This window comes from Streptomyces sp. NPDC033174, assembly GCF_055577795.1.
The window spans coordinates 362,846-387,387 of record NZ_JBVIPQ010000005.1; the positions used below are offsets into that span (position 1 = coordinate 362,846).

The window sequence follows — 24,542 nt, forward strand, 5'->3', positions numbered from 1 at the left end:
CCCCGGCCCCGCGTACCGCTCAGACCCGGGCGACCCAGCCCTTCTCGTACGCGTGCCAGCCCAGCTGCAGCCGGGTCGTGACCCCGGCCAGCTCCATCAGCCCCTTCACCCGGCGCTGCACGGTCCGAAGCCCCAGCTCCAGCTGCTTCGCGACGCTCGCGTCCGTCAGCCCCGCCAGCAGCAGCGACAGGATCTGCAGATCGACGGCGTCCGGTGCGGGGCGGTCCTCCCACGCCACCTGCCCGCCCGTCCCCAGCCGCAGGGGCAGGGCCTCGCGCCACACCGCCTCGAAGAGGCCCATCAGCGACTCGAGCAGCCCGCTCGCGTGGACGACCAGCGCCGCGGGCTCCGCTCCCCGGCCGGTCAACGGCACCATCGCGAGCGCCCGGTCGGCCACGACCAGCTTCGTCGGCACCTGATCGACGACCCGGACCTGCTCGTCGCGGCTCAGGGCCGTCGACAGTTCGACGAGCCCGGTGGGCAGGGTCAGCACCTCGCGTTCGAGCACCACGCGGTACCCGACGCCCCGGTTCGACGCCCGCTCCTCGGCCACATTGTCCATCCCGGTGACCGCGATCGGCCTGCCCGTCACCAGGGCGCAGACCTCCTCCGTCGCACCCAGCTGGAGCTGGAGGAAACGGTGCGCCACCGCGCTCGCGCCCGTCACCACCTCGACCAGGTCGTGCACGGCCGGCTCGGCGGCCTCGGCGCGGTACTCCTCAGCCAGCAGCACGGCGGCCAGCTCCGCCTGCTCCAGTTCGTGGCGCTGCTGGGTCAGCAGAGCGCCCAGCGCCACGGCCGGCGGCGCCGCCACCCAGCGCCCGGTGCGGGACGAGGACTGCGCGGCCAGCCCCTGCGACTCCAGCCGGCGCAGAGCGCGCTCCGTCTCCGTCTCCGGCAGGGCCAGCCGGTGCGCCAGATCGGCGACTTCGGCCGCGCCCAGCGCGACCAGCGCCCGATACGCGGATTCCTGGCGCTCGTCGAGACCAATCGCACTCAGCATCGCTGCCCCACCCCTCACCGGACGATCACGTTCCACCACGCAGTGGCGGGAATCGGCCACGGCGCATTCCCGCCTCGGCCATCATCCCTGCACCACCCGTTCCTCTGCCAATGTGGCGCCACCGCAGCACCAACAGCCTCCCTCCAAGGGCCCTTTGTGGGCTCCTGGGACGGAATCACCTGGGGAGAGCGATGCGTCCGATATCGCGTACGGCACTCGGGGCGACGGCCGCCGCCCTGGCCGCCGTCACCGCGCTCGCGCCGTCCGTGGCCGCCCGGCCGCAGGACGGCACGACCGCCCACAGACCTCCGGTCGGCAGCGAGGCCGCCGCGCGCACGGGGGAACGGCCGGTCACGATCACCCTCGTCACGGGTGACCGGGTACTGGTCACCCGTGACACCGCCGGAAACCCGGCCGCCACCGCTCTGCCGCGCGAGGACGGAACCGTCCCCCTCGTCCAGACCCGCCGCTCCGGCAAGGATCTGTACGTCTATCCCGAGACGGCCGTCGCCGCCCTCGCCGCGAACCGGGTCGACGAGGAACTCTTCAACGTCATGGGCCTCATCCGGCAGGGCTACGACGACACCCGCGCCAAGGACCTCCCGCTGATCGCGGTGTACGGCACCGACGTGGCCCGCTCCGCGCCCGCCGCCCCGCGCGGCGCCCGGCGCGGCCAGGTCCTGACGGCCATCGACGGCGTCGCCCTGAAGACGGACAAGAAGCAGGCCACGGCCTTCTGGGCCGACATCGCCCCGCAGGTCTCCGCCCCCGCGCCACGCGCCGCTTCCGGCCTGAAGAAGCTGTGGCTGGACCGCAAGGTCCAGGCCACCCTGGAGCGTTCGACCGCCCAGGTCCACGCTCCCGAGGCCTGGGCCGCCGGCTTCGACGGCAAGGGCACCACGATCGCCGTCCTCGACACCGGCGCCGACGCCGAGCACCCCGACCTCAAGGGCCGGATCACCGCCTCGCGCAACTTCACCGACTCCGAGGGCACCGGCGACCGCCAGGGCCACGGCACCCACACCCTCTCCACCGCCGGCGGCTCCGGCGCCGCGAGCGACGGCCGCAAGAAGGGCGTCGCCCCCGGCGCGGACCTCCTCAACGGCAAGGTCCTGAACGACTACGGCTCCGGCGCCGCGTCCTGGATCATCGCCGGTATGCAGTGGGCCGTCGACCAGGGCGCCGACGTCGTCTCCATGAGCCTCGGCAGCCCCGAACCGACCGACTGCACCGACCCGATGAGCGCCGCCGCCGAGGAACTCGCCCAGAACAAGGGGACCTTGTTCGTCCTCGCGGCCGGGAACTCCGGCCCCTCCCTCGGCACCGTCTCCTCGCCCGGCTGCGCCCCGAGCGTCCTCACGGTCGGCGCCACCGACCGCGACGACTCCACCGCGTACTTCTCCAGCCGCGGGCCGACGATCGTCCAGCACACCCTCAAGCCGGAGATCGCCGCCCCGGGCGTCGCCATCTCCGCCACCTCCGCCGACGGCCGTGGCGTGTACGCCTACCGGTCCATGTCCGGCGCGTCCATGGCGACCCCGCACGTCGCGGGCGCCGCCGCCGTCGTCAAGCAGCGCCACCCCGAATGGACCGCCCAGCAGATCAAGGCCGCCCTCGTCTCCTCCGCCGACAGCGGAGTCCCCGGTGACGTACGCGAGGTCGGCGGCGGCCGGCTGGACGTCAAGGCCGCCGTGGACCAGACGGTCCTCGGCGCACCCGCCGTCCAGGGCGGCACCTTCCGCTGGCCGCAGCACAGCAGCGACCGCACCACCGTCACCGTGCCCTACACCAACACCACCTCCCGGCCCGTTACCCTCACCCTCGCCGTCCAGAAGGTCACCGGCAACGACGGCTCCACGGTCCGCTCCGCCGCGGCCCGCCTCGGCAAGCGGTCGGTCACCGTCCCGGCCGGCGCCGCCGTCACGGTCCCGCTGACCCTCGACCCGTCCGCGCGCCTCACCCGCGCCCAGTACGGCGACGTCACCGGACGCGTCCTCGCCACCGCGCCCGGCGGTATCGGCGTCTCGACCGTTCTCCCTCCACGTGGAGCCCGAGACCGTCACCCTGCGCGTCAAGCTGATCGACCGGCAGGGCAGGCCCGCCGACGGAGCGTCCTCCCTCGACGTCATCGGCACCGACGACGCCACCGGCTCGCGGCGCTTCAACGAGGGCGCCGCCGACCAGGTCTACCGGCTGCGCCCCGGCTCCTACTTCCTCTCCGGCTTCGTCACCACGCCCGACGCCGGAGCGGGCGCCACCCTGAACGACTCGCTCAGCTATCTGGGCCGCCCCCAACTGGAGCTGACGAAGGACACCACCGTCGTCCTGGACGCCCGCAGGGCCCACCGCCTGGCCGTCACCACCGACCGCCCCGGTGAAGTCCGGGGCGCGACCCTCGCCTTCTCCCGCTCCTGGGGCGACACCTGGCTGCACGCCGGCACGGCAGCGGGCCCGCGCACCATCCGCGGCTACTACGCCTCCGTCGAAGGCCGCGCGACCGACGGCGACTTCGAGTTCGGCAGCTACTGGCGCTCCGCCGCCCCGCAGATCTCCGAACTGAAGGTCGCCGGCGGACCCGCACTCCACCCGGTCACCGCCAACACCGGGGCCGACAACCTCGACGGCACCGCCGGCGCCCGGCTCGCCGACGCCGGGTCCGGAACCCCTCAGGAGCTGGCGGCCGCCGGCGTCCGGGGCCGTATCGCCCTGGTCCGCTTCCCGGACACCGACACCTCCGCGCTGCGCCCGCGACGCCAAGGCGGCCGGAGCCGTCGCCGTCCTCGGCCACCGCACCGCGCCCGGCCGCTGGTACCCGAGCACCGGCCTGGCCGGCGGCGTCGGCATCCCCGTCCTCGCCGTCCCCCCGGCCGAGGGCGACGCGCTCCTCGCCCGGCTCTCCGCCGGCCCGGTCACCCTCGGCCGGAAGGCCACGGCGAAGAGCCCCTACCTCTACAGCCTCGCCTTCCCCGAGACCGGCCAGATCCGGGGCGACCGCGCCTACCGGGTCGCGGACCGCGAGCTCGGCAGCACCACGTCGACCTATGACTCGATGGGAGTGGCCACCGACTTCGTCGACAGCGCCGCCGCCCACCGCCCCGACGGCACGGCCGTGTACTTCGCGGGCTTCGAGTCCGTCTCCGTGCCGGGCACCCGCACCGAGTACTACACGGCCGGAGACACTCAGTGGGACCAACTGCTGTCCAGCAGCTTCCCGTTCGGTGAGTTCATGCTCGGGCAGCGGAGGTCCTACGAGGCCGGCTCGGCGCGCCCCGAGAAGTGGTACGAGGGTGTCGTCGCCCCGGTCGCCCCGCGCGACGCGACCGGCAAGCCGCTGCTCGTGGCCGAACGCCAGGGCAATCTCATCGGCTTCGCCGCGGCGATGTGGGGCGACAGCACCCACCACGCCGAGGCGGGTTCCTTCGGTGACATCGGCAATGTGACCCTGCGCGCCGACGGTCAGGAGCTCGGCAGCAGCGGCTATCCGTTCGGAGTTTTCGACGTGCCGTCCGGCAAGCGGACATATGAGCTGGAGCAGCGGACCACGAAGATCGGCAGCAGGGTGTGGAACCGCTCCACCGCCGTCAACTCCCTCTGGAAATTCACCTCCCAGCTCGATGAGAGCGTCTACTCTCAGGGCATTCCGATTCTGTTCCCCCGGTACGACCTGCCGGAGGACGGCCTCAAAACCCTCGCCGCGGCGGACGGGCAGACGATCGGCCTGACCGTGACGGGCCACGCGGGCTACACGCCCGGCGCCCTCACCTCGGCCACGCTCGCGTACTCCTACGACGGTGGCGCGACCTGGACCGACGCGAAGGTCTCGCAGCGCGGCGGCCGGTGGAACGCGACCGTGAACCACGCGGGCGCGGCGGGCAGGCCCGTCACCCTGAGAACCGAACTGACGGACGCCCACGGTGCGTCCGTCACCCAGACCGTGGTCCGCGCTTACGACGTGCGCTGATCACGCCGGTCCGCCGGACGTCCTTCCCGTGGGGGGTGGGGTCGTCCGGCGGACTACTTTTTCCGCCGCTTTTTCCGGATGCCCCGTTTTCGTACGCCCCTCGCGGTGGACAATAAGGGCATGAGTCAGCAGGGGGAGAGGCAGCCCGCCGGCGCGGACGACTGGTGGGACAAGCTCTATGACGACGCCGCGCCGGACACGGGTCCGGGCGCACGGCCCGGGCAGGCCGCCGGCGCGGGTCCCGGCGACACCCTCGACGACCGCTTCGGCTCGGCGTCCGAGGCCGTGAAGGCCCCCGGCCCCCGCCAGGAGCGCCCGGAGCCGCAAGGACCCGGCGAGCCCGGAGGGCCGGGAGACATGACGGCGGCCGAGCCGGACGAGGCCGCCCGCCCCCGCGCCTGGTGGGAACCCGACGCACTGTCGGCCACGGCCCCACCGCCTCCCGTTCAACCGCCCGCGCGGCCCTGGACAGAGAGGCCGCGCGCACCGTGGGAGCCCCCGGAGGCCCCGGAGTCGTCCGCCGGGCCCCGCGCCTTCGCCGACCCGCCGACCGCACCGCCTCCTGTCCCGCCCGCGCCCGCACCCGCCACACCCGTCGAGCCACCCCCCGGCCCACCCCCCGGACCGCCCGCCGCGCCGCCCCGGCCGGCCGGCCCGCCGCTGGCCGAGACGCCCCCGCCGCCGCCCCGGGCCCCCGCCGCCCCCGAACCCCCCGCGGTCGCCTCCGTGCCACCACCCCGTACCGGCCATGTCGGCGACGGTCCGCCCACCTACGCGCCCGAGCCCACCGCCCTGCCCCTGGCGCGGCCGCACGAACTGCGGGAGCTGGTCGCCGACACCGTGCTCGACGGGGCGCAGTACGGCACGTACACACTGCGCGCCGCCTCCGTGCGCGGGGACTCCGCGCGCTATCGCGGCCAGCCGCGCCGGGACTCGCTCATCACCGCGCGCTTCGGCGACGGCGCCGCCGCGCTGGTGCTCGTCGCCGTGGCGAGCGGTGCGCGCGCCGCCGAAGGCGCCCACCTCGCCGCCGCCGACGCCTGCCGCTGGATCGGCGAGGCGGTCGGCCGCAGTCACACCCGGCTCTCCGAGGACATCCGGGCCGGTCGCCGGGGCGACCTCAAGTCAGGACTCCACCGGCTCACCGACCGTTCCTTCGGCAGGCTCCGCGCCCGCGCCGCCGAACTCGGTGTCGCACCGGAGGAGTACACCGCGAGCCTGCGGTGCCTGCTCCTGTCGGCCGACCCCGAGTGCCGCACACGTGTCTTCTTCGGCGTCGGCGAGGGCGGCCTCTTCCGCCTGCGCGACGGCGCCTGGCAGGACCTGGAGCCGCGGGTCGCCGAGCCGGTGGCCGTCAGGGGCGAGCCCGTGGTCGGCTACGGCTCACCGCCGCCCGGCGCGCCGTCCCGGCCGCGGCCCGCAGCCGGGCCCGACGCACGCCCCGAGGCGCAGGGGCCGCACGACGAGCGACTGACCATGGACCTGGGCATCACCACACCCCCGTCCCCCTATGTCGAGGCCCCGCTGCCGCCCCCGCCCGAACCGTTCCGCTTCCGTGCCTCGGTGGCCCGCCCTGGCGACACGCTGCTGCTGGCAGGCCATGGCCTCGCCGAGCCGCTGCGCGGCGAGCCCGCCCTCGCGGAGGAACTGGCCGAGCGATGGGCGACCCGGGAGCCGCCGGGCCTGGCCGCGTTCCTCGCGGACACCCAGCTGAGGGTGAAGGGGTACTCCGACGACCGTACGGGTGTCGCAGTCTGGGAGGCGTAATGCCACACGCCATGGGTTGATGGATCCATGGCCAAGCAGAATGTGGCAGAACAGTTCGTCGACATCCTCGTCCGCGCCGGAGTGCGGCGGATGTACGGAGTCGTCGGCGACAGCCTGAACCCCGTCGTCGACGCCATCCGCCGCACACCCGCCATCGACTGGGTCCAGGTACGGCACGAGGAGGTCGCCGCCTTCGCCGCCGCCGCCGAGGCGCAGATCACCGGCAGGCTCGCGGCCTGCGCGGGATCGTGCGGCCCGGGAAACCTCCATCTGATCAACGGGCTCTACGACGCCCACCGCTCGATGGCCCCCGTCCTCGCGCTCGCCTCCCACATCCCCTCCAGCGAGATCGGTCTCGGCTACTTCCAGGAGACCCACCCGGAGCAGCTGTTCCGCGAGTGCAGCCACTACAACGAGATGATCTCCAACCCGCAGCAGATGCCCCGGCTGCTCCAGACGGCGATCCAGCACGCGATCGGCCGGGGCGGCGTCAGCGTGGTGACCCTGCCAGGCGACCTCGCCTCCCAGCCGGCGCCCGAGGCGTCCGTCGAGCACGCACTGGTCACCACACGTCCGACAGTGCGGCCCGGCGACGCCGAGATCGACGCACTGACACGGATGATCGATGACGCCGGCAAGGTGACATTGTTCTGTGGCAGCGGAACGGCCGGTGCCCATGCGGAGGTCATGCAGTTCGCCGAGCGCGTCAAGTCCCCGGTGGGGCACGCCCTCCGGGGCAAGGAATGGATTCAGTACGACAATCCGTTCGATGTCGGCATGAGCGGACTGCTCGGCTACGGCGCCGCCTACGAGGCGACCCACGAGTGCGACCTGCTGATCCTGCTCGGCACCGACTTTCCGTACAACGCCTTCCTTCCCGACGACGTCAAGATCGTCCAGGTCGACGTCCGTCCGGAACACCTCGGCCGCCGCTCCAAGCTGGACCTGGCCGTCTGGGGAGACGTGCGCGAGACCCTGCGCTGCCTCATCCCGCGCGTGCGGGAGAAGACCAGCCGGAAGTTCCTCGACAAGATGCTGAAGAAGCACGCGGACGCCCTCGAAGGCGTGGTCAAGGCTTACACCCGCAAGGTGGACAAGCACGTTCCGATCCACCCCGAGTACGTCGCCTCCGTCCTCGACGAACTGGCCGACGACGACGCCGTGTTCACCGTCGACACCGGCATGTGCAACGTCTGGGCGGCCCGCTATCTCTCGCCCAACGGGCGACGGCGGATCATCGGATCCTTCAGCCACGGCTCCATGGCCAACGCCCTGCCGCACGCGATCGGCGCCCAGTTCGCCGATCGCGGACGGCAGGTCATCTCCATGTCGGGCGACGGCGGGTTCTCCATGCTGATGGGCGACTTCCTCACCCTCGTCCAGCACGACCTGCCGGTGAAGATCGTCCTTTTCAACAACTCCTCCCTCGGCATGGTCGAGTTGGAGATGCTGGTGGCCGGACTCCCCTCGTACGGCACCCACAACCAGAACCCGGACTTCGCGGCGATCGCCCGCGCCGCCGGGGCGTACGGCGTCCGCGTGGAGAAGCCCAAGCAGCTCGCCGGCGCGCTGAAGGACGCGTTCAGGCACAAGGGATCCGCCCTGGTCGACGTGGTCACCGACCCGAACGCCCTGTCCATTCCACCGAAGATCCGCGCCGACATGGTCACCGGGTTCGCCCTGTCCGCCAGCAAGATCGTCCTCGACGGTGGCGTGGGCCGGATGCTCCAGATGGCCCGCTCCAACCTGCGCAACGTACCCCGCCCTTGAGGATCGTCCCCTTGGCTCACGCGGCCTACCCCCCTACGCACCGGCCGGGGTGAGCCGCAGGGTGAGGATCTGGAAGGGCCGCAGCCGCAGGGCCACCCCGCCGTCCGCTCGGTCGGCGGCGTGCTGCGGCCGTTCCAACAGGTCGGTGACCTGGGCGCGCGCCACGGGGAAGGACGTCCTGAGCGTCGTCTCCACGCGGGTCCCGGCCGACTCGTAGAGCCGTACGACCACATCGCCGCTCCGGTCGTCCGCAAGCTTCACGGACTCCACGGTCACCGCGGGGTGCCCCGTGTCGACCAGCGGGGCGCGCGTCGGTACGCCGGAGGCGACGCGCAGCGGCAGATTGAGTGCCAGGCCCTCCCGTACCGCGTCGGTCGTCGAACCGCCCGGCATGAGCGCGTAGGTGAAGCGGTGCGGGCCCAGATCGGTCTGTGGATCCGGGCTGTGCGGCGCTCGCAGCAGGGTCAGACGGACGGTCGTGCCCAGGCCCTCGTCGTGCGGGGTGCGGGTGACGTCATGACCGTATGTCGAGTCGTTGAGCAGCGCGACGCCGTAGCCGGGCTCGGCGACCCGCAGCCAGCGGTGGGCACAGATCTCGAACCGGGCGGCGTCCCAGCCGGTGTTGACATGGGTCGGCCGGTGGACATGGCCGAACTGGATCTCGGCGGTGGACCGTTCCGCGTGCACATCGAGGGGGAAAGCCGCCTTCAGGACCTTCTCGGACTCCTGCCAGTCGATGTCCGTGACGATGTCGAGCCGCCCGCTGCCACGGGACAGGACGGTGTCCTGGACGATTCGGGAGGCCCCGAAGGTGCGCACCACGCGCACCACCCCACGCAGGGGCCCCTCCTCCGTCAGTGAAACGGAGTCGGCGGCCGTGAGATCGGTGTGGCTGCGCCGGTAGTGCTTGTCGATGTCCCAGGCGTCCCAGTGGTTGGGGTGGTCGGGGTGCAGCTGGAGGAGGTTTCCCCGCCCGCCGGGTGTGAGCACCTCGCGGCCGGCCCGTAGATCCCGTACGGATGCCAGCAGCCCCTCGTGGTCGACGACGACCCGCAGAAGACCGTTGTCGAGGACGAATCCCTCCTGGGCGCTCCCGCCGACCGTGACGCGCGGGGGAGCGGTGTGCGGATCGGCGTCGCCGTCCCGCCGCACGAGGGCACTGCCGAGCGCCGGGACCCGCACCAGTACGGGGCCCTCGTCCTCGAGGTCGACCACCTCCGCCCGCGCGTAGGGCGACGCGTTGCACACGCCCGGCGCCGGGCCCGGGCCGCCCAGCGAGGCCACCGCCGCCCGGGTGATCCCCTCGAGCTCCTCCCGCACCCGGGCGTATGTCTCGCGCGCTTCACGGTGCACCCAGGCGATGGACGAGCCGGGCAGGATGTCGTGGAACTGGTGCAGCAGGACGGTCTTCCAGATCCGGTCGAGATCGTCGTACGGATACGCATACGCGGACGCGCCCGAGTCCGGGAAGGCGTCCGCGTCGTCCGGGAAGGCGTCCCGAGGCGTGTCGGGGGCGTCCCGACGGGAACGGCCGGCCGCGCGCAGGGCCGCCGCCGTGGCCCACAACTCCGCCTCCCGCAGCAGGTGTTCCGCGCGCCGGTTGCCCTGTTTCATCTTCGCCTGCGTGGTGTACGTCGCCCGGTGCAGCTCCAGGTACAGCTCCCCGGACCACACCGGCGCCTGAGCCCCGTACTCCTCCTGCGCCGCCGCGAAGAACGCCGAAGGCCGCTCGATGCTCACCCTCGGCGACCCTTCCAGATCCCGCAGCCGGCGCGCCTTCTCCACCATCTCCCGGGTCGGGCCGCCACCGCCGTCGCCCCAGCCGAACGGGACCAGTGACCGGGTGGCGCGCCCCTTGTCGGCGAAGTTCCTCTCGGCGTGGGCAAGTTCACGGCCGTGGAGCTGCGAGTTGTAGGTGTCCACAGGAGGGAAGTGGGTGAACACCCGGGTCCCGTCGATGCCCTCCCACCAGAAGGTGTGGTGCGGCATCCTGTTGGTTTGGTTCCACGACAGCTTCTGCGTGAGGAACCAGCGCACGCCCGCGAGCTTCGCCAACTGAGGGAACGCCGCCGTGTAGCCGAAGGAGTCCGGCAGCCAGATCTCCTCCGTCTCCACCCCCAGCTCCTGCGCGAAGAACCGCTTGCCGTGCGTGATCTGGCGGGCCAGGGCCTCCCCGCCCGGCATGTTCGCGTCGGACTCCACCCACATCGAGCCCACCGGCGCCCAGGTGCCCGTCGCCACAGCGGACGTGATCCGCTCCCAGATGTGCGGCTGGTGTTCCTTCACCCACGCGTACTGCTGCGCCTGCGAGCAGGCGAAGACCAGCTCGGGGTACTCGCCCGCGAGCGCGGTCACATTGGCGAAGGTCCGGGACGCCTTCCGCACGGTTTCGCGCAGCGGCCAGAGCCACGCCGAGTCGATGTGGGCGTGGCCGGCCGCCGAGATCCGGTGGGCGCTCGGCGCCGCCCGCCGGGACAGGGCGTCCGCCAGCCGGGCGCGCGCGCCGCCCGCCGTACCGGCCACGTCGTGCAGATCGAGCCCGTCGAGCATGTCCTCCAGCGCCCGCAGGATCTCGTGGCGGCGCGACCTGTCCTCCGGGAGCTCCCGCATCAGCTCCGAGAGCACCTCGATGTCGAGGATCAGATGCCACACCTCTTCATCGAGTACGGCGAGTTCGGCAGCGGCGAATCGGTACAACGGCCCGTGCCCCGCGGTCAGTACGTCCCCGAGGGCGGTCGGTTCGAAGTCGCGCAGGACCGCCGGGTTCGCCGCCGCCTCCAGCAGCAGGTCGACGGATTCTCCGCCGCGCGCGGGCGCGGCGACGGGGATGTACCGGTTGCGCGGGTGGATGCCCTTGAGCGGGACGCCGTCACGGTCGTGGACGAGCCCTTCGGCCTGGAAGCCGGGCCCGTCGCCGGTGAAACCCGGGTCGACGACCGCCTCCACGCGGCGCCCGGCCCACCCCCCGGGCACGGTGCCGCGCATCCGGAACCAGCTGGTGGACCAGGGAGCGCCCCATGCCGCGCCGGGCTCGAACGGGCTGTAGGTCGCCCGAAGCGCCTCGGTCACCGGGACGGGTTCGCCGGGCGCGTGCCAGACGGTGAGGGCGAGCGGGACCCGGTCCGCGTACTGCGCGGGGCGGATGAACCGGCCCAGGGCACGCTCCAGGCGCGCCTCCACCTGGGGGCGGTCGTCATGCATCGCGGGACCTCACTCTCTCGCACGGGGGGCGTACTGCCGAGTGATGACTTACCCCGATGCATCCGCTTTGACGGTTCTCCATGAATGGCGGCCCCTGGGCGGGGCATGCATCCCGGGAGTGTGTTCGAAGCGAGAAGGGTCGAAACGACGTGCGGGTGGGGGATATGAGCAGGCAGTCGACCCAATGGCGCCGCAGAGTGGGGTGCTCGGAATTATCGGCGGTGCGGGAGGTGAGAAGTGCTCTGCGCGACATGCTGCGGCACTGGGGCGAACCAGGCGCCGGTGACGTCGCGGAGCTGCTCGCCACGGAGCTCGTGACCAACGCGCTGATACACACCGGCCAGGGCGCCGAGGTCACCGCCACCGTGGAACCCGGCGCCCTCCGTGTGGAGGTGCGGGACTTCGTCCCGGGCCTGCCCGAGCCGTCCCACGTACCGCACGCCGACGACGGTACGCACGGCAGGGGGCTTCTGCTGGTGCAGGCGCTCGCCGACGCCTGGGGCGTTCGCCCTCAGGCCATGGGCAAGGTGGTCTGGTTCGAACTGGGCGGCGGGCCCACCTCGGCCGGGTGAGCCCGCCGCCCGGTTCGGAGTCGTACCCACGGCGTCGGCCGCGGCCGTGGGCGGTGTCGGTGTCGGGCCGTCAGCCGAACTGCTGCTCCAGATCCTTGAGCTTGCGCTCCAGGGAGTCGAGCCGGGGCAGCGTCTGGGTGTCGTCCTCGGCGGTGAGGTCCACCGTCCGGGGTTCATTTCCCCTGACGGCCTGGAGGGAGGGCCGGGGTCGAAGCGGCAGTTGTCCGGGGTCCGCTATGGCGGGCTCCGCGACGGGCGACCCCACGGCCGACGTCGCGGAGCCCGCTGCGGGGGTCAGTGCCTGGACCTCGACCTGGCGGCCGCCGCCGCGGCCGATGCCCCAGGCCCGGTTCTGCCGGCTGAGCGCCTTGAAGTGCGCCCGGTCCAGCTTGTCCTGTTCACGCCTGCGGTGCCGGTTGCGCTCCTTCTCGCGCCGGTCCTCGCGGACCTCGTCGACCGCCTCGTCCAGCGTCCGTACGCCTTCGAGGAGCATCAGCGACCAGGCGCCGAAGGTCTCCCGGGGCGCCCTGAGCCACCGTACGATCCGGATCTGCGGCAGCGGACGGGGCACCAGGCCCTGTTCGCGCAGCGCGGCACGGCGGGTCTGCTTCAGCGCGCGGTCGAAGAGGACCGCGGCCGAGAGCGACATGCCGGCGAAGAACTGCGGCGCGCCCGCGTGGCCGAGGCCCCGGGGAGCGTGCACCCAGTTGAACCAGGCGGCGGCGCCCGCGAACGTCCAGACGAGGAGCCGGGAGCCGAGGGCCGCGTCGCCGTGGCTGGCCTCGCGGACCGCCAGCACCGAGCAGAACATGGCCGCGCCGTCGAGTCCGAAGGGGACGAGATACTCCCATCCGCCGGTCAGATTGAGGTTCTGCCGGCCGAAGCCGACCAGCCCGTGGAAGGAGAGAGCGGCGGCGACCGCCGCGCAGCAGAAGAGAAGCAGATACGAGGCGGTTCCATAGACCGCCTCCTTGCGCCTGCGGCGCTCCTCGCTGCGTTCCCAGGTGTCGTCGGCCGCGGCCTGGTCACCGGCGCGCTTGCCGCGCGCGAGCACCGCCACCGCCGTCAGGACTCCGGCGAGCATCACGCCACCCGGAAGCAGCCAGTCCAGCGATATGTCGGTCAGTCTCATGCGGTGTCCCTTGCATCGCAGTGGGGCGGTTCGGCGGCCCATACTGGCCGAAGCCCGACCGCCCTCAAGGGGTTTCGGAGCAAGAGGACGCCATTGAGACGACAAGGCATACGAATAGGTGCGATCTGCTCGAACTCTGTTACGGCCAGGCCGAGTTGAGTTCGATTTAAGTCACCCGCACGAGTGGCGTGGCGATCACGCGGTCGCGCTGAGCCTGCGGATCCGCTCCGCGTCACAGGTACGGGGGCACGTCACGCAGGTGTCCTCGGGGCGCAGTGTGTAGAAGAGACAGCAGCTGGCCCGGTCCCGGGTCGGCAGCGCGGCGCCGTCCGGCCCGGTCAGCTCCCGGAAGCCCGCAGTCCCCGCGTACGGCTTGGCCGTCCCCGGCAGGAGCAGCTCCAGTTCGGCCATCGCCCGGCGCTCCTCGCCCAGCAGATGGGCGACGTACCAGAGCCCCTCGACGATCTCGTCCGTGGCCATGCCCCACAGTGCGCGCCTGCCGCGCCGCATCCGCGGGCCGAAGCCGCCGAGGACCGGCTCGAAGTGCTCGGCGAGCGCCGCCCGCGCCTCGGCGCGCAGCGCTTCCTCGCCGGGGACGACCCTGGCGCCGGGCAGTCGGGCAGCCGGGTCCCCGGGAAGGCAGGCGAAGTCGCCGATCCGTACGGTCATCCGGCCGAGCGTCCGCTGGAAGGCGACCGCCTCGACGGGGACCCTGGGCACCCGGCGGTGCAGGAACCAGGGCACCGTGATCAGCAGGCAGGCGGGCCAGGCGTAGCGGTGCAGACCGAAGCTCGCCACCACGTCGGGGCGGGCCTGTTGGCCGTAGTCCCGGAGGACCTGCGCGTTGTCCCAGGCGAGGAAGGCGTCCAGGGCGGGGCCGCCGGCCGCCAGCTCGTCCGCGCCGACCCAGCCGCCGCCGCGCGGGGCCTGCTCGCCGTCGGCCAGCTCCCGCACGCGCAGCCCGGGGAACGCCTCGGTGAGGCGTGCGTACGCGGCCGCCACGGGAGAGGTGAGGGCGGTCGGCGGAGCGGCGTGAGGGGCGGGGAGCAGGGCGGGAGTCGACATGCAGGGGACCACCGAATCGCGATCGTTTGCAGGTAAGCCTTACCTTACCCGACGCGTTCGAGGTTTGAACTGAAGCCCTGTCCGCCTATGGTGCACAGGAGGCCCCTGCACCGCGAGCGGGGCCGGTACGAGGCCTCAGGAGGAGCCGGGTGGAGCAGGGCAGAGCGCGCGAGAGGGCGGCGGAGCCGCCGTACGCGCAGGCTGCCGCGCTCGCACGGACCCCGGACACCGGCTCGGCACGGGTCCCGGACACCGCCTCGCTACGGCCCGCGGACAACGAGGGCGCGCGGGCGCCGGACGCCCAGGTACGCCCGACGGGTGACGACTCCGTACGGGTACCGGAGCAGGCGCGTGGCGAGCACACCCACAGTGAGCCCCCCGCCCCCACAGGCGCTCCCAATCCCGTCCAGCGGCACTCCGTCCGCGGCCAGATCCTGCGGGCCCTGCGCACCGCCCTCGTCGGCGGCGAGCTGGTCCCCGGCGAGGTCTACTCCGCCCCCGTGCTCGGCGAACGCTTCGGAGTCTCCGCGACACCGGTGCGCGAGGCGATGCAGCAGCTCGCCATCGAGGGCGCCGTGGAGGTCGTACCGAACCGGGGCTTCCGCGTCATCCGGCGCACCCCCCGCGACCTCGCCGAGCTGGCCGAGGTCCGCGCCCTGATCGAGGTCCCGGTGATGCTGCGGCTCGCCCGGACCGTGCCCGCCGCCCGCTGGTGCGAGCTGCGCCCGCTGGCCGACGCGACGGCCGCGGCCGCGGCCCGGGGCGACCGCGCCCACTACGCCGAGACCGACCGCGCCTTCCACCGCGCAGTCCTCTCCCTGGCCGGCAACGACCAGCTCGTCGCGGTCGCCGACGACCTGCACCGCCGCTCCCAGTGGCCGCTGATGGCCGCACCCCCCGCGCACCCCGGTCCGGCGGCGGCCAGGACCTCGCTCGCCGACCTGGTCGCGGACGCCGCCGAGCACACCGCGCTGCTGGACGCGCTGGTCGCCCAGGATCTTCCGGTGGTCCAGTCCCTCGTACGGGAGCACTTCACCGGAGCGGACAGCTGACGCCCGACCGCCTGGTGGTCCCGCTGGGAGGCCGGAGCGTGCGGGGCGCCGTCTGGGCGCTGGCCAACGGCCTGGGCGTGGTCGCCCGGACCCCGGCCGAGCTGTTCTCCGAGCTGCTGGTCTCCGCGACGCGTACGGAACTGGTCCTCACGGAGCTCGCCGAGGCCCGGGATCCACGGGGGATCGCCGAACTGGCGGCGGCGCTTGGGGAGACGGGGCATGTCCGGCTCGTCGGTGAAGGGCCGGGTGATGCAACCGACCGCGGACCGGAGGCGGCCGGCGAAGCGCCGTCGGGCGCGGACGCCGCCCTGCGCCTCGACGACCCCGCGGCCGTGTGCGCGGCGGACCCCGTCGCCGTCACGGCCGGCTATGAAGCCGGTCCGGGTGACCACGGCGGTCTCCGTACGGCGTGGCTGCGGGCCGGCCAGTCGCTCACCCGGGACCAGCCGGCCGCCGTACGCGCCCTCGTCCTGCTCGCCGCCCTCGGCGGCGACGCCGACCCCCGGCTGCGCCCCGTCCTCCGGGGGATCGCCGCGGAAACAGGGGCCGACGTCGTGTGGGCCCGCCACCGGGGAGATGTGACGCCGCCCTGGCCCGGCCCCGTCGCGGCGCTCGGCACCGTCCCTCAGGTGGACCTGCTCCTGCTGGCAGACGACCTCGGCACCGTGCACGTCCTGCACGCGGCGGACGCCCACCCGGCCGCCGCTCCCCTCCCGGCCGGCCTGCGCCCACGCGCGCTCGCGCCGCTCCCGGACGGCCGTGTGCTGGTCCTCGACGAGCGGGGCCAGGCGCACGTCGTACCGGTCGCCCGGACCGCGCAGGGCGACCGGCCGAGCGGCATGGACCGGCTGACGGGAGCGGTGTCGGCGACGCTCGTACGCCATCCGGGGACCACCCTCGCGACGGCCGGCGGCACGGTGCTCGTCGGCGACCGCATGGGGTCCGTGCACGCCTTCGGGCTCGACGGCGTCCACCAGGCGGCGCTGCACTCCGGCCGGGTCACCGCCCTCGCCGCACTGCCGGGCTCCGGGGACGCCCCGGGTGCGGCCCACGCGTACAGCGGTGGCGCCGACGGCACGGTCCGCGGCTGGCCCGTCGGCGGCGACCCCCTGCCGGCCCCGATCACCGAACGCGGCTGCCCGGTCGTCGCCCTGCACGCGGCGGCCACGGCCACCGGCCCCGCGCTGGCGATCGGCTGGCGCGACGGCCTGGTCGCGTTCCACCGGCTCGGCACGGCGGCCCCGGCCGCGACGTTCCGCCCGGGCCCGCCGGTCCGGGCGGTGGCGGTCCTGCCGGACGCCTCCGTCGTCATCGGCACGGACGAGTCACTGACCGTGCTGCGGCAACGGATGTGACGACGCCCGGATCTCGGTCAGCGGATCCGGGCGCCGTACACGTGGTCGACCTTCATCGTCATCAGAACCCTGCGGTCGGACACCATCACCGACCGGTACTCGTCCCAGTCCGGGTGCTCCCCGGCGGCGAGCCGGTAGTAGCGCACCAGCGCCTCGACCTCGGGACCGTCGGGATCGGTACCCGGGCCGGTGAGCGTCACGGTGCCCTCGGCGGTGGCCCAGGACCCGCCGTCGGGGCTGGTGACCTCCAGCGCGGCCCGCGGGTCCCGCCGGAGGTTGGCCGTCTTGGCTCGCCCCTCGGTCATCGACACGTAGAGGACCTCGGCCTCCGGGTCGTAGAAGGGCATGACGGGGGAGAGCTGAGGGCGGCCGTCCGACTTGATCGTGGCGAGGACACCGAGTCGGCTCTCCCGGAGCAGCGTGCGGGGGTTGAACGGAATGGCGGTCATGTCCGTGACCAAGTCACGACGGGCGTCCGCTATTCCTGGTGACGAAATGTCAGGCAGCCGACAGGGGCGCCAGTTGGGGTGCCAGCCAGGTCGGAACGCCGCCGAGGAGGCGGAACAGCCTGGCCGCCTCCGCCCGCAGCCGGCCCGCCTCCGGTTCCGTCTCGGTGTCGGCGAGCGCGGTGAGCGCCGGGGCCGTCCCGACCAGGTAGCCCAGTTCCTCCCGGATCCGCAGCGACTCCGCGAAGCCGTGCCGTGCCTCCGCCAACTCTCCTTCACGCAGGGCGAGTCCGGACAGGTGGCGCCAGGTGGAGGAGAGCAGAAGCGTGTCGCCCCGAGCCGCCGCGCCCGCGTGTGCGCGGCGGTAGGCGGCCCGGGCGGCCTGGGGCGAGTCGCCGAGGTTCTGTGCGATCAGCCCGCGGCGCAGGTCCAGCAGAGGCCGGCCCTCACCCTCGGGGGCGATCAGCGCGGCGGCCCGGCCGAGCGCGGCCCGCGCCTCGTCGGCCCGGTCCCGCACCCCGAGGAGGGTCGACGCGTAGGCCAGATGGCCCCGTTCACAGGCGGCCGCTCCGCGCTCGTCGTCGCTCTGGGCGACGGCCTCGGCCACCCGCAGCGCTTCCTCCGCCTCGGCCCAGCCCTTCTCCGTGTACAGACACCGTTCGATCAGCAGTGCCGCCCGCTCCAGCGCCGCCGCCGGTTCCGCGGCGTGGGGGGCGAGCAGGGCGGCCGCGTCGGTCCAGCAGCCACGCGACCGCAGACGCCATATCGCGGTCTCCACGGGGGTCTCCTTGCCGTAGGCAAGGGACGGATCGTCGCCATCCGTTGTTTCGGAACCAGACATGGCGGTATCCGCCACATTGCCCTCCCCGAGCGCGCCATTGAGCTGTTGAGTCAGCTCGCATCTCAGCACGGATGGGCGCGCCGGGCCAAGGGGTCAGGTGAATGAATTCACAATCCCTGGCGGCCGATCGGCGTGCCGACGGCGTTGACGAGGAGTCAGCGGCCCGTCGGATCGGCGTCCGTGTTGTCCTCGGGGGAGACAAGTGCCAGGTGGCAGCCCTCGTCGGGCGCTATCGGGGCGCCGGGGCGTGGTCACCGGCCGTTCCCCGTCGCGGAGCGGGATCTTCCGTGACCGCCACGGGTGACGGCGGTCAACCCGCCGCCGGGCGGTGCCGCGAGGGCGCGACACCGTGCCCCGTCCCTGCCGGAGTCCGCGGGAGTCTGCGGGGGATGCGAGGCGGTGCGGGCGGGGGAGGCGTGCGGGCGCTGCCGGGTGGGCCGGGAAGCGCCTCCGCGCTCCCCGGCCCACCCGCTCAGCTCACCCTCAGCTCATCCTCAGCGCCAGGAAGAAGTCCAGCTTGTCCTCCAGACGCGACAAGTCGCGGCCCGTCAGTTGCTCGATCCTGCCCACTCGGTAGCGCAGGGTGTTCACATGCAGATGCAGCCGCGTTGCGCACCGCGTCCAGGAGCCGTCGCAGTCGAGGAAGGCCTCCAGGGTCGGGATGAGTTCCGCACGGTGGCGGCGGTCGTAGTCACGCAGCGGGTCCAGGAGGCGGGCCGTGAAGGCGCGGCGGACGTCGTCCGGGACGAAGGGAAGGAGGAGGACGTGGGAGGCCAGTTCGTGGTGGCCCGCGGCGCAGACGCGGCCCGGGCGGGCGGCGGCGACGCGGCGGGCGTGGCGGGCCTCCTCCAGGGCTCCCCGCAGGCCCTCGGCGGAGTGGACGGCCGCGCTGACGCCCAGCGTGAGACGGCCGTCGTCGGCCAGACCGGACGAGAGCGGGTCGCGGACCGCCGCGAGCAGCGCGTCCGCGTGCAGGCCGGCCTCTATCGCGTCGCCCTCCTCCTCGTCGGACGGGACGACCGCGGGCAGCGGTACGAGGGCGATGGCCTCGTCGCCGTTGTGCGCTACGGCGATCCGGTCGGCCGACTCGGAGCCGACGGTCGCCGGGTCGACGAGGATCTCCTCCAGCAGCGCCTGGGCGACCGGGCCGCTCTCCACGGTCGCGCCCGGCGTGCCCTCCTGGTCCCATTCGACGCGGGCGACGACGACCTGCCAGTGCGGCGCGGTGCCGAGCCCGGGCAGCAGGACCGGCGCCGCGACCCGCAGCCGCGCCGCGATCTCGGCGGGCGCGGCCCCGGTCGTGACCAGTTCGAGGACCTCCTGAGCCAGCCGGCGCCGTACCGTACGGGCCGCGTCGCGTCGGTCCCGTTCGACGGCGATCAGCTGGGTGACGCCCTGCAGGAGGTCGAGCCGGGCCGCGGGCCAGTCGCCCGCGTCGGCCTCGACGGCCAGCAGCCAGTCCGACAGCACGGTTTCCCGGACGTCCCGGGAGGCGGGCGCCGCGCCACGGCCGGTGTTTCGGATCGGGAAGAGCGAGTACGTCGTGCCGCCCATCGCCAGCCGGTGCGGGCCACGCCGCCCGGTGCGGGTCGCGGCGAGGTGTTCGCCCGCGAGCCTGGCGCTGAGACCGGGCTCCAGCGGTTCGCCCGCGCCCGCGATCTGGCGGCCGGTGGGGGAGAGTACCCAGGCCCGGAGATCGAGGTCGGAGCCCAGGAGATCGAGGACGACCTCCGGGCCGCCGCCGGCCGGACCGGAGGTCATCAGCCGCCTGTGGCGGTCCACGACGGCCGCCAGGTCCCCGGCCCGTTCGCCCGACACCTGCCGCACCACATGCTCGGTAATCGTTGCGAATGCAACGGACTCGTTGACTGCGAAGAGTGGCAGCCGATGGCGCAAACACGCCTCGATCAGATCATCGGGAATGTCCCCGAGTTCCGCTTCGCCCGCCGCCAGCCCGGCCACCCCGGCACTGGCCAGGATCCGGACGAACGGCTCGGCGTCGGAGGCGTCGCGCCACCACGCGAGGCCGGTGAGGACCAGCTCGCCGCCGGAAAGATAGCGGCTCGGGTCCCTGAGGTCGGTAGTCATCACGCCACGGACTGTGCGATCGAGCTCGTCCTCACCACCGAGCAGGCGCAGCCCCAGCGCGTCGGTTTCCAGCAGTGCGCGCAGCCGCATCTCGTTGCCGCCGATCTGTCTCGTTGTTGCCGGTGACCCATGGCCACCGTTTCCGGGGGGAAACAGCGAGGTGACTGTTCCCCGCCTTTCGTTCGAATCTACAAGACGACGATGGTCACCAGCCAACTCCTTCATGGTTTCGGTGACTGCACCCGGGCGGTCGGGGCTTGTGTACTAGGCCACACACCGCGTTAACAGCACATGAATATGAAGTCGAGGGCCGGCCGTCCCCCCGGGCCCAGCGAACGACCCCGAATCACGTAGAAGAGAGCCACTCATGGACTTCCTTCGCCCCGCCAGCTGGGAGGAGGCGCTCGCCGCGAAGGCCGAGCACCCCACGGCTGTGCCCATTGCGGGTGGCACCGATGTCATGGTTGAGATCAATTTCGACCACCGGCGGCCGGAGTACTTGCTTGACCTGAACCGCATCGAGCTGCTGCGCGAGTGGGAGGTCGGCGAGGAGAACGTCCGTCTGGGCGCCTCCGTTCCGTACACGCAGATCATGGAAGAGCTGCGTGCCGAACTGCCCGGTCTCGCCCTCGCGTCGCACACCGTCGCCTCCCCGCAGATCCGCAACCGCGGCGGCGTCGGTGGCAACCTCGGAACCGCCTCCCCGGCCGGTGACGCCCACCCCGCCCTGCTGGCGGCCGGCGCCGAGGTCGAGGTCGAGTCGGTCCGCGGCAACCGGTTCATCCCCATCGACGAGTTCTACACGGGCGTGAAGCGCAACGCGCTGCAGCCCGACGAGCTCATCAAGACCGTCCACATCAAGAAGGCGGACGGCCCCCAGCAGTACTCCAAGGTCGGCACCCGCAACGCGATGGTCATCGCGGTGTGTGCCTTCGGCCTGGCCCTGCACCCCGAGACCCGCACGGTCCGCACCGGCATCGGTTCGGCCGCGCCGACCCCGATCCGCGCCAAGGAGGCCGAGGTCTTCCTGAACGCGGCTCTGGAAGAGGGCGGGTTCTGGGACAGCGGCAAGATCATCACCCCGTCGATCGCCAAGCAGTTCGCGGACCTGTGCTCGGCCGCGAGCAACCCGATCGACGATGTCCGAGGCACCGCCAAGTACCGCCGTCACGCCGTGGGCATCATGGCCCGCCGCCAGCTCGGCTGGACCTGGGAGCAGTACCGCGGCGCCGGCCGCACGCTTGAGGGAGCTGCATAACCATGCGCGTCAATTTCACGGTCAACGGCCGCAAGCAGGAAGCCGACGACGTCTGGGAGGGCGAGTCCCTTCTGTACGTGCTGCGTGAGCGTATGGGGCTCCCGGGCTCCAAGAACGCCTGCGAGCAGGGCGAGTGCGGCTCCTGTACGGTCCGCCTCGACGGCGTGCCGGTGTGTTCCTGCCTCGTCGCCGCCGGACAGGTCGAGGGCCGCGAGGTCGTCACCGTCGAGGGCCTGGCGGACTACGCCCAGCAGCGCGCGGAAGCCCATCCGAGTGGTGGCTGCGCCACCGGTGCCTGTGGCACCAGCCTGGACGAGGCCAAGCAGTGGCAGGCCAAGCCCAGCGACTCCCAGACCGGCGAGGGCACCACGCTCTCCCCGATCCAGCAGGCGTTCATCGACGCCGGCGCCGTGCAGTGCGGTTTCTGCACCCCGGGTCTGCTGATCGCGGCCGACGAGCTCCTGGAGCGCCAGAGCGACCCGTCCGACCAGGACATCCGTGAGGCCCTCTCCGGCAACCTCTGCCGCTGCACGGGCTACGAGAAGATCCTCGACGCGGTCCGCCTGGCGGCCGCCCGTCAGGGAGAGGCGGTCTGACCATGGCTCAGAACACGCGCACCGCTCCGGCCGGTACGCCCACCAACGTCACCCAGAAGCACAACCAGGGCGGCATCGGCGAGTCCACGCTCCGCCCGGACGGCACCCTCAAGGTCACCGGTGAGTTCGCGTACTCCTCGGACATGTGGCACGAGGACATGCTCTGGGGCCAGACGCTCCGCTCCACCGTCGCCCACGCCGAGATCGTCTCCATCGACGTCTCCGAGGCGCTGGCGATGTCCGGTGTGTACGCCGTCCTGACGTACGACGACCTGCCGGCGGAGATGAAGAACTACGGCCTGGAGATCCAGGACACCCCCGTTCTCGCCAACGGCCGGGTACGCCACCACGGTGAGCCGGTGGCCCTGGTCGCCGCCGACCACCCGGAGACCGCCCGCCGCGCGGCCGCCAAGATCAAGATCGACTACAAGGAACTGCCGCTCGTCACCGACGAGGCCTCCGCCCTCGCCGAGGACGCTCCGCTGATCCACCCGGGCCGCGACGACCACCACTCCGGTCACGTCCCGCACCCGAACATCGTGCACCGCCAGCCGATCATCCGCGGCAACGCGGACGAGGCCGCCAAGCGCGCCGACGTGATCGTCAGCGGCGAGTACGTCTTCGGTATGCAGGACCAGGCGTTCCTCGGCCCGGAGTCCGGCCTCGCCGTGCCCGCCGAGGACGGCGGTGTCGACCTGTACGTCGCCACCCAGTGGCTGCACTCGGACCTCAAGCAGATCGCCCCCGTCCTCGGCCTGCCCGAGGAGAAGGTGCGCATGACGCTCTCCGGCGTCGGCGGTGCCTTCGGTGGCCGCGAGGACATCTCGATGCAGATCCACGCCTGCCTGCTGGCGTTGCGCACCGGCAAGCCGGTCAAGATCGTCTACAACCGCTTCGAGTCCTTCTTCGGCCATGTGCACCGTCACCCGGCGAAGCTCTGGTACGAGCACGGTGCCACCAAGGACGGCAAGATCACGCACATGAAGTGCCGGATCGTGCTCGACGGCGGTGCCTACGCCTCGGCCTCCCCGGCCGTCGTCGGCAACGCGTCCTCCCTCTCGGTGGGGCCGTACGTCATCGACGACGTCGACATCGAGGCGATCGCGCTCTACACGAACAACCCGCCCTGTGGCGCGATGCGCGGCTTCGGCGCGGTCCAGGCCTGCTTCGCCTACGAGGCCCAGATGGACAAGCTCGCGGCGAAGCTGGGCATGGACCCGGTGGAGTTCCGCCAGCTCAACGCCATGGAGCAGGGCACGATCATGCCGACCGGCCAGGTCGTGGACTCGCCGGCCCCGGTGGCCGAGCTGCTGCGGCGGGTCAAGGCCCGCCCCATGCCGCCGGAGCGCCAGTGGGAGAGCGCCGGTGAGGGCGCGGACGTCCGCGCGCTGCCGGGTGGTCTCTCCAACACCACGCACGGCGAGGGCGTCGTCCGCGGCGTCGGCTACGCCGTCGGCATCAAGAACGTCGGCTTCTCCGAGGGCTTCGACGACTACTCCACCGCCCGGGTGCGCCTCGAGGTCATCAACGGCGAGCCCGTCGCGATGGTCCACACGGCCATGGCCGAGGTCGGCCAGGGCGGTGTCACCGTGCACGCCCAGATCGCCCGCACGGAACTGGGCGTCACGCAGGTGACCATCCACCCGGCCGACACCCAGGTCGGCTCCGCCGGTTCGACGTCCGCCTCCCGGCAGACGTACATGACCGGTGGCGCGGTGAAGAACACCTGTGAGGCCGTGCGCGAGAAGGTCCTGGAGATCGGCCGTCGCAAGATGGGCTCCTACCACCCCGCGTGGGCCACCGCCGAGCTGCTGCTCGAGGGCGGCAAGGTCGTTACCGACGGCGGCGAGGTCCTCGCCGACCTGGCGGACGTCCTGGAGGACGAGTCGGTCGACCTGGAGCTGGAGTTCCGGCACCGTCCGACGCAGGCCTTCGACCTGGTCACCGGTCAGGGCGACGGTCACGTCCAGTACACCTTCGCCGCGCACCGCGCGGTGGTGGAGGTGGACACCGAGCTCGGCCTGGTCAAGGTCATCGAGCTCGCCACCGCCCAGGACGTCGGCAAGGCGCTCAACATGCTCTCCGTCGTCGGCCAGATCCAGGGTGGCACCACCCAGGGCCTCGGCGTGGCGGTCATGGAGGAGATCATCGTCGACCCGAAGACCGCGAAGGTGCGCAACCCCTCCTTCACGGACTACCTGATCCCCACGATCCTCGACACGCCGACCATCCCGGTCGACGTGCTGGAGCTCGCCGACCCGAACGCGCCGTACGGCCTTCGCGGTCTCGGCGAGGCGCCGACCCTCTCGTCCACCCCGGCCGTCCTCGCGGCGATCCGGGCGGCGACCGGGCTGGAGCTCAACAAGACGCCGGTCCGCCCCGAGGCACTCACCGGCACCCTCTAGCCCCCGGCGAAAGCCGAGCGACAGGGACCC

15 protein-coding genes and 1 pseudogene are annotated in these 24,542 nt (G+C 72.7%); 9 read left to right on the top strand and 7 right to left on the bottom strand.

What is annotated here, in order from left to right; translation table 11 throughout:
* Nucleotides 1-19: 19 nt before the first annotated feature.
* Complete coding sequence (locus ACZ5VC_RS18450) at nucleotides 20-1,003, bottom strand: helix-turn-helix domain-containing protein (RefSeq protein WP_469121076.1); 984 nt, start codon at nucleotides 1,001-1,003, stop codon at nucleotides 20-22.
* Nucleotides 1,004-1,194: 191 nt separating this feature from the next.
* Between ACZ5VC_RS18450 and ACZ5VC_RS18455 the strand changes: the two are divergent.
* The 3 genes and pseudogenes from ACZ5VC_RS18455 (at nucleotide 1,195) to ACZ5VC_RS18465 (ending at nucleotide 8,501) form a co-directional block, all read left to right on the top strand.
* Nucleotides 1,195-4,964: pseudogene (locus ACZ5VC_RS18455) on the top strand (S8 family peptidase).
* A gap of 120 nt (nucleotides 4,965-5,084) precedes the next feature.
* Nucleotides 5,085-6,731 (top strand): protein phosphatase 2C domain-containing protein, encoded by a 1,647-nt coding sequence (locus tag ACZ5VC_RS18460; protein ID WP_469121077.1) that lies wholly within the window; start codon nucleotides 5,085-5,087, stop codon nucleotides 6,729-6,731.
* Between the two features lie 27 nt (nucleotides 6,732-6,758).
* Entirely contained in the window at nucleotides 6,759-8,501 is a 1,743-nt protein-coding gene (locus ACZ5VC_RS18465) for a pyruvate dehydrogenase (RefSeq protein ID WP_469121078.1), read from the top strand.
* A 33-nt stretch (nucleotides 8,502-8,534) separates the two neighbouring features.
* Here ACZ5VC_RS18465 and ACZ5VC_RS18470 read toward each other — a convergent pair whose 3' ends face one another.
* Complete coding sequence (locus ACZ5VC_RS18470; RefSeq protein ID WP_469121079.1) at nucleotides 8,535-11,702, bottom strand: alpha-mannosidase; 3,168 nt, start codon at nucleotides 11,700-11,702, stop codon at nucleotides 8,535-8,537.
* 164 nt (nucleotides 11,703-11,866) lie between these two features.
* Between ACZ5VC_RS18470 and ACZ5VC_RS18475 the strand changes: the two genes are divergently transcribed.
* Nucleotides 11,867-12,274 (top strand): ATP-binding protein, encoded by a 408-nt coding sequence (locus ACZ5VC_RS18475; RefSeq protein ID WP_469121080.1) that lies wholly within the window; start codon nucleotides 11,867-11,869, stop codon nucleotides 12,272-12,274.
* Nucleotides 12,275-12,344: 70 nt separating this feature from the next.
* On the opposite strand, the gene ACZ5VC_RS18480 is transcribed toward ACZ5VC_RS18475, so the two are convergent.
* Both ACZ5VC_RS18480 and ACZ5VC_RS18485 read right to left on the bottom strand, forming a co-directional pair.
* Entirely contained in the window at nucleotides 12,345-13,406 is a 1,062-nt protein-coding gene (locus ACZ5VC_RS18480; protein ID WP_469121081.1) for a DUF2637 domain-containing protein, read from the bottom strand.
* Between the two features lie 195 nt (nucleotides 13,407-13,601).
* A complete protein-coding gene (locus tag ACZ5VC_RS18485) occupies nucleotides 13,602-14,471 on the bottom strand; it encodes a (2Fe-2S)-binding protein (RefSeq protein ID WP_469121082.1) in 870 nt (289 codons plus the stop codon).
* Between the two features lie 149 nt (nucleotides 14,472-14,620).
* On the opposite strand from ACZ5VC_RS18485, the gene ACZ5VC_RS18490 reads away from it, so the two are divergent.
* Both ACZ5VC_RS18490 and ACZ5VC_RS18495 read left to right on the top strand, forming a co-directional pair.
* Nucleotides 14,621-15,523 carry a GntR family transcriptional regulator gene (locus ACZ5VC_RS18490; RefSeq protein ID WP_469121083.1) on the top strand — a complete coding sequence of 301 codons (903 nt, stop codon included), beginning with the start codon at nucleotides 14,621-14,623 and terminating at the stop codon, nucleotides 15,521-15,523.
* Between the two features lie 38 nt (nucleotides 15,524-15,561).
* The gene (locus ACZ5VC_RS18495; protein WP_469121084.1) at nucleotides 15,562-16,878 is read left to right on the top strand and encodes a WD40 repeat domain-containing protein; all 1,317 of its coding nucleotides are present in this window, start codon (nucleotides 15,562-15,564) and stop codon (nucleotides 16,876-16,878) included.
* Between the two features lie 17 nt (nucleotides 16,879-16,895).
* On the opposite strand, the gene ACZ5VC_RS18500 is transcribed toward ACZ5VC_RS18495, so the two are convergent.
* From ACZ5VC_RS18500 to ACZ5VC_RS18510, 3 genes are all read right to left on the bottom strand, one after another.
* Nucleotides 16,896-17,327 (bottom strand): PPOX class F420-dependent oxidoreductase, encoded by a 432-nt coding sequence (locus ACZ5VC_RS18500; protein ID WP_469121085.1) that lies wholly within the window; start codon nucleotides 17,325-17,327, stop codon nucleotides 16,896-16,898.
* A 49-nt stretch (nucleotides 17,328-17,376) separates the two neighbouring features.
* Nucleotides 17,377-18,165, bottom strand: a complete 789-nt coding sequence (locus ACZ5VC_RS18505; protein WP_469121086.1) for a hypothetical protein — start codon at nucleotides 18,163-18,165, stop codon at nucleotides 17,377-17,379.
* Nucleotides 18,166-18,648: 483 nt separating this feature from the next.
* Nucleotides 18,649-20,343 (bottom strand): PucR family transcriptional regulator, encoded by a 1,695-nt coding sequence (locus tag ACZ5VC_RS18510; protein ID WP_469121087.1) that lies wholly within the window; start codon nucleotides 20,341-20,343, stop codon nucleotides 18,649-18,651.
* Between the two features lie 277 nt (nucleotides 20,344-20,620).
* On the opposite strand from ACZ5VC_RS18510, the gene ACZ5VC_RS18515 reads away from it, so the two are divergent.
* From ACZ5VC_RS18515 to pucD, 3 genes are read left to right on the top strand one after another with little or no spacing between them, the layout of a single operon-like run.
* A complete protein-coding gene (locus ACZ5VC_RS18515; RefSeq protein WP_469121088.1) occupies nucleotides 20,621-21,511 on the top strand; it encodes an FAD binding domain-containing protein in 891 nt (296 codons plus the stop codon).
* Between the two features lie 2 nt (nucleotides 21,512-21,513).
* The gene (locus ACZ5VC_RS18520; protein ID WP_469121089.1) at nucleotides 21,514-22,107 is read left to right on the top strand and encodes a (2Fe-2S)-binding protein; all 594 of its coding nucleotides are present in this window, start codon (nucleotides 21,514-21,516) and stop codon (nucleotides 22,105-22,107) included.
* Between the two features lie 2 nt (nucleotides 22,108-22,109).
* On the top strand, nucleotides 22,110-24,512 hold the full coding sequence (pucD, locus tag ACZ5VC_RS18525) for a xanthine dehydrogenase subunit D (protein ID WP_469121090.1): 2,403 nt from the start codon (nucleotides 22,110-22,112) through the stop codon (nucleotides 24,510-24,512).
* Nucleotides 24,513-24,542 lie beyond the last annotated feature (30 nt).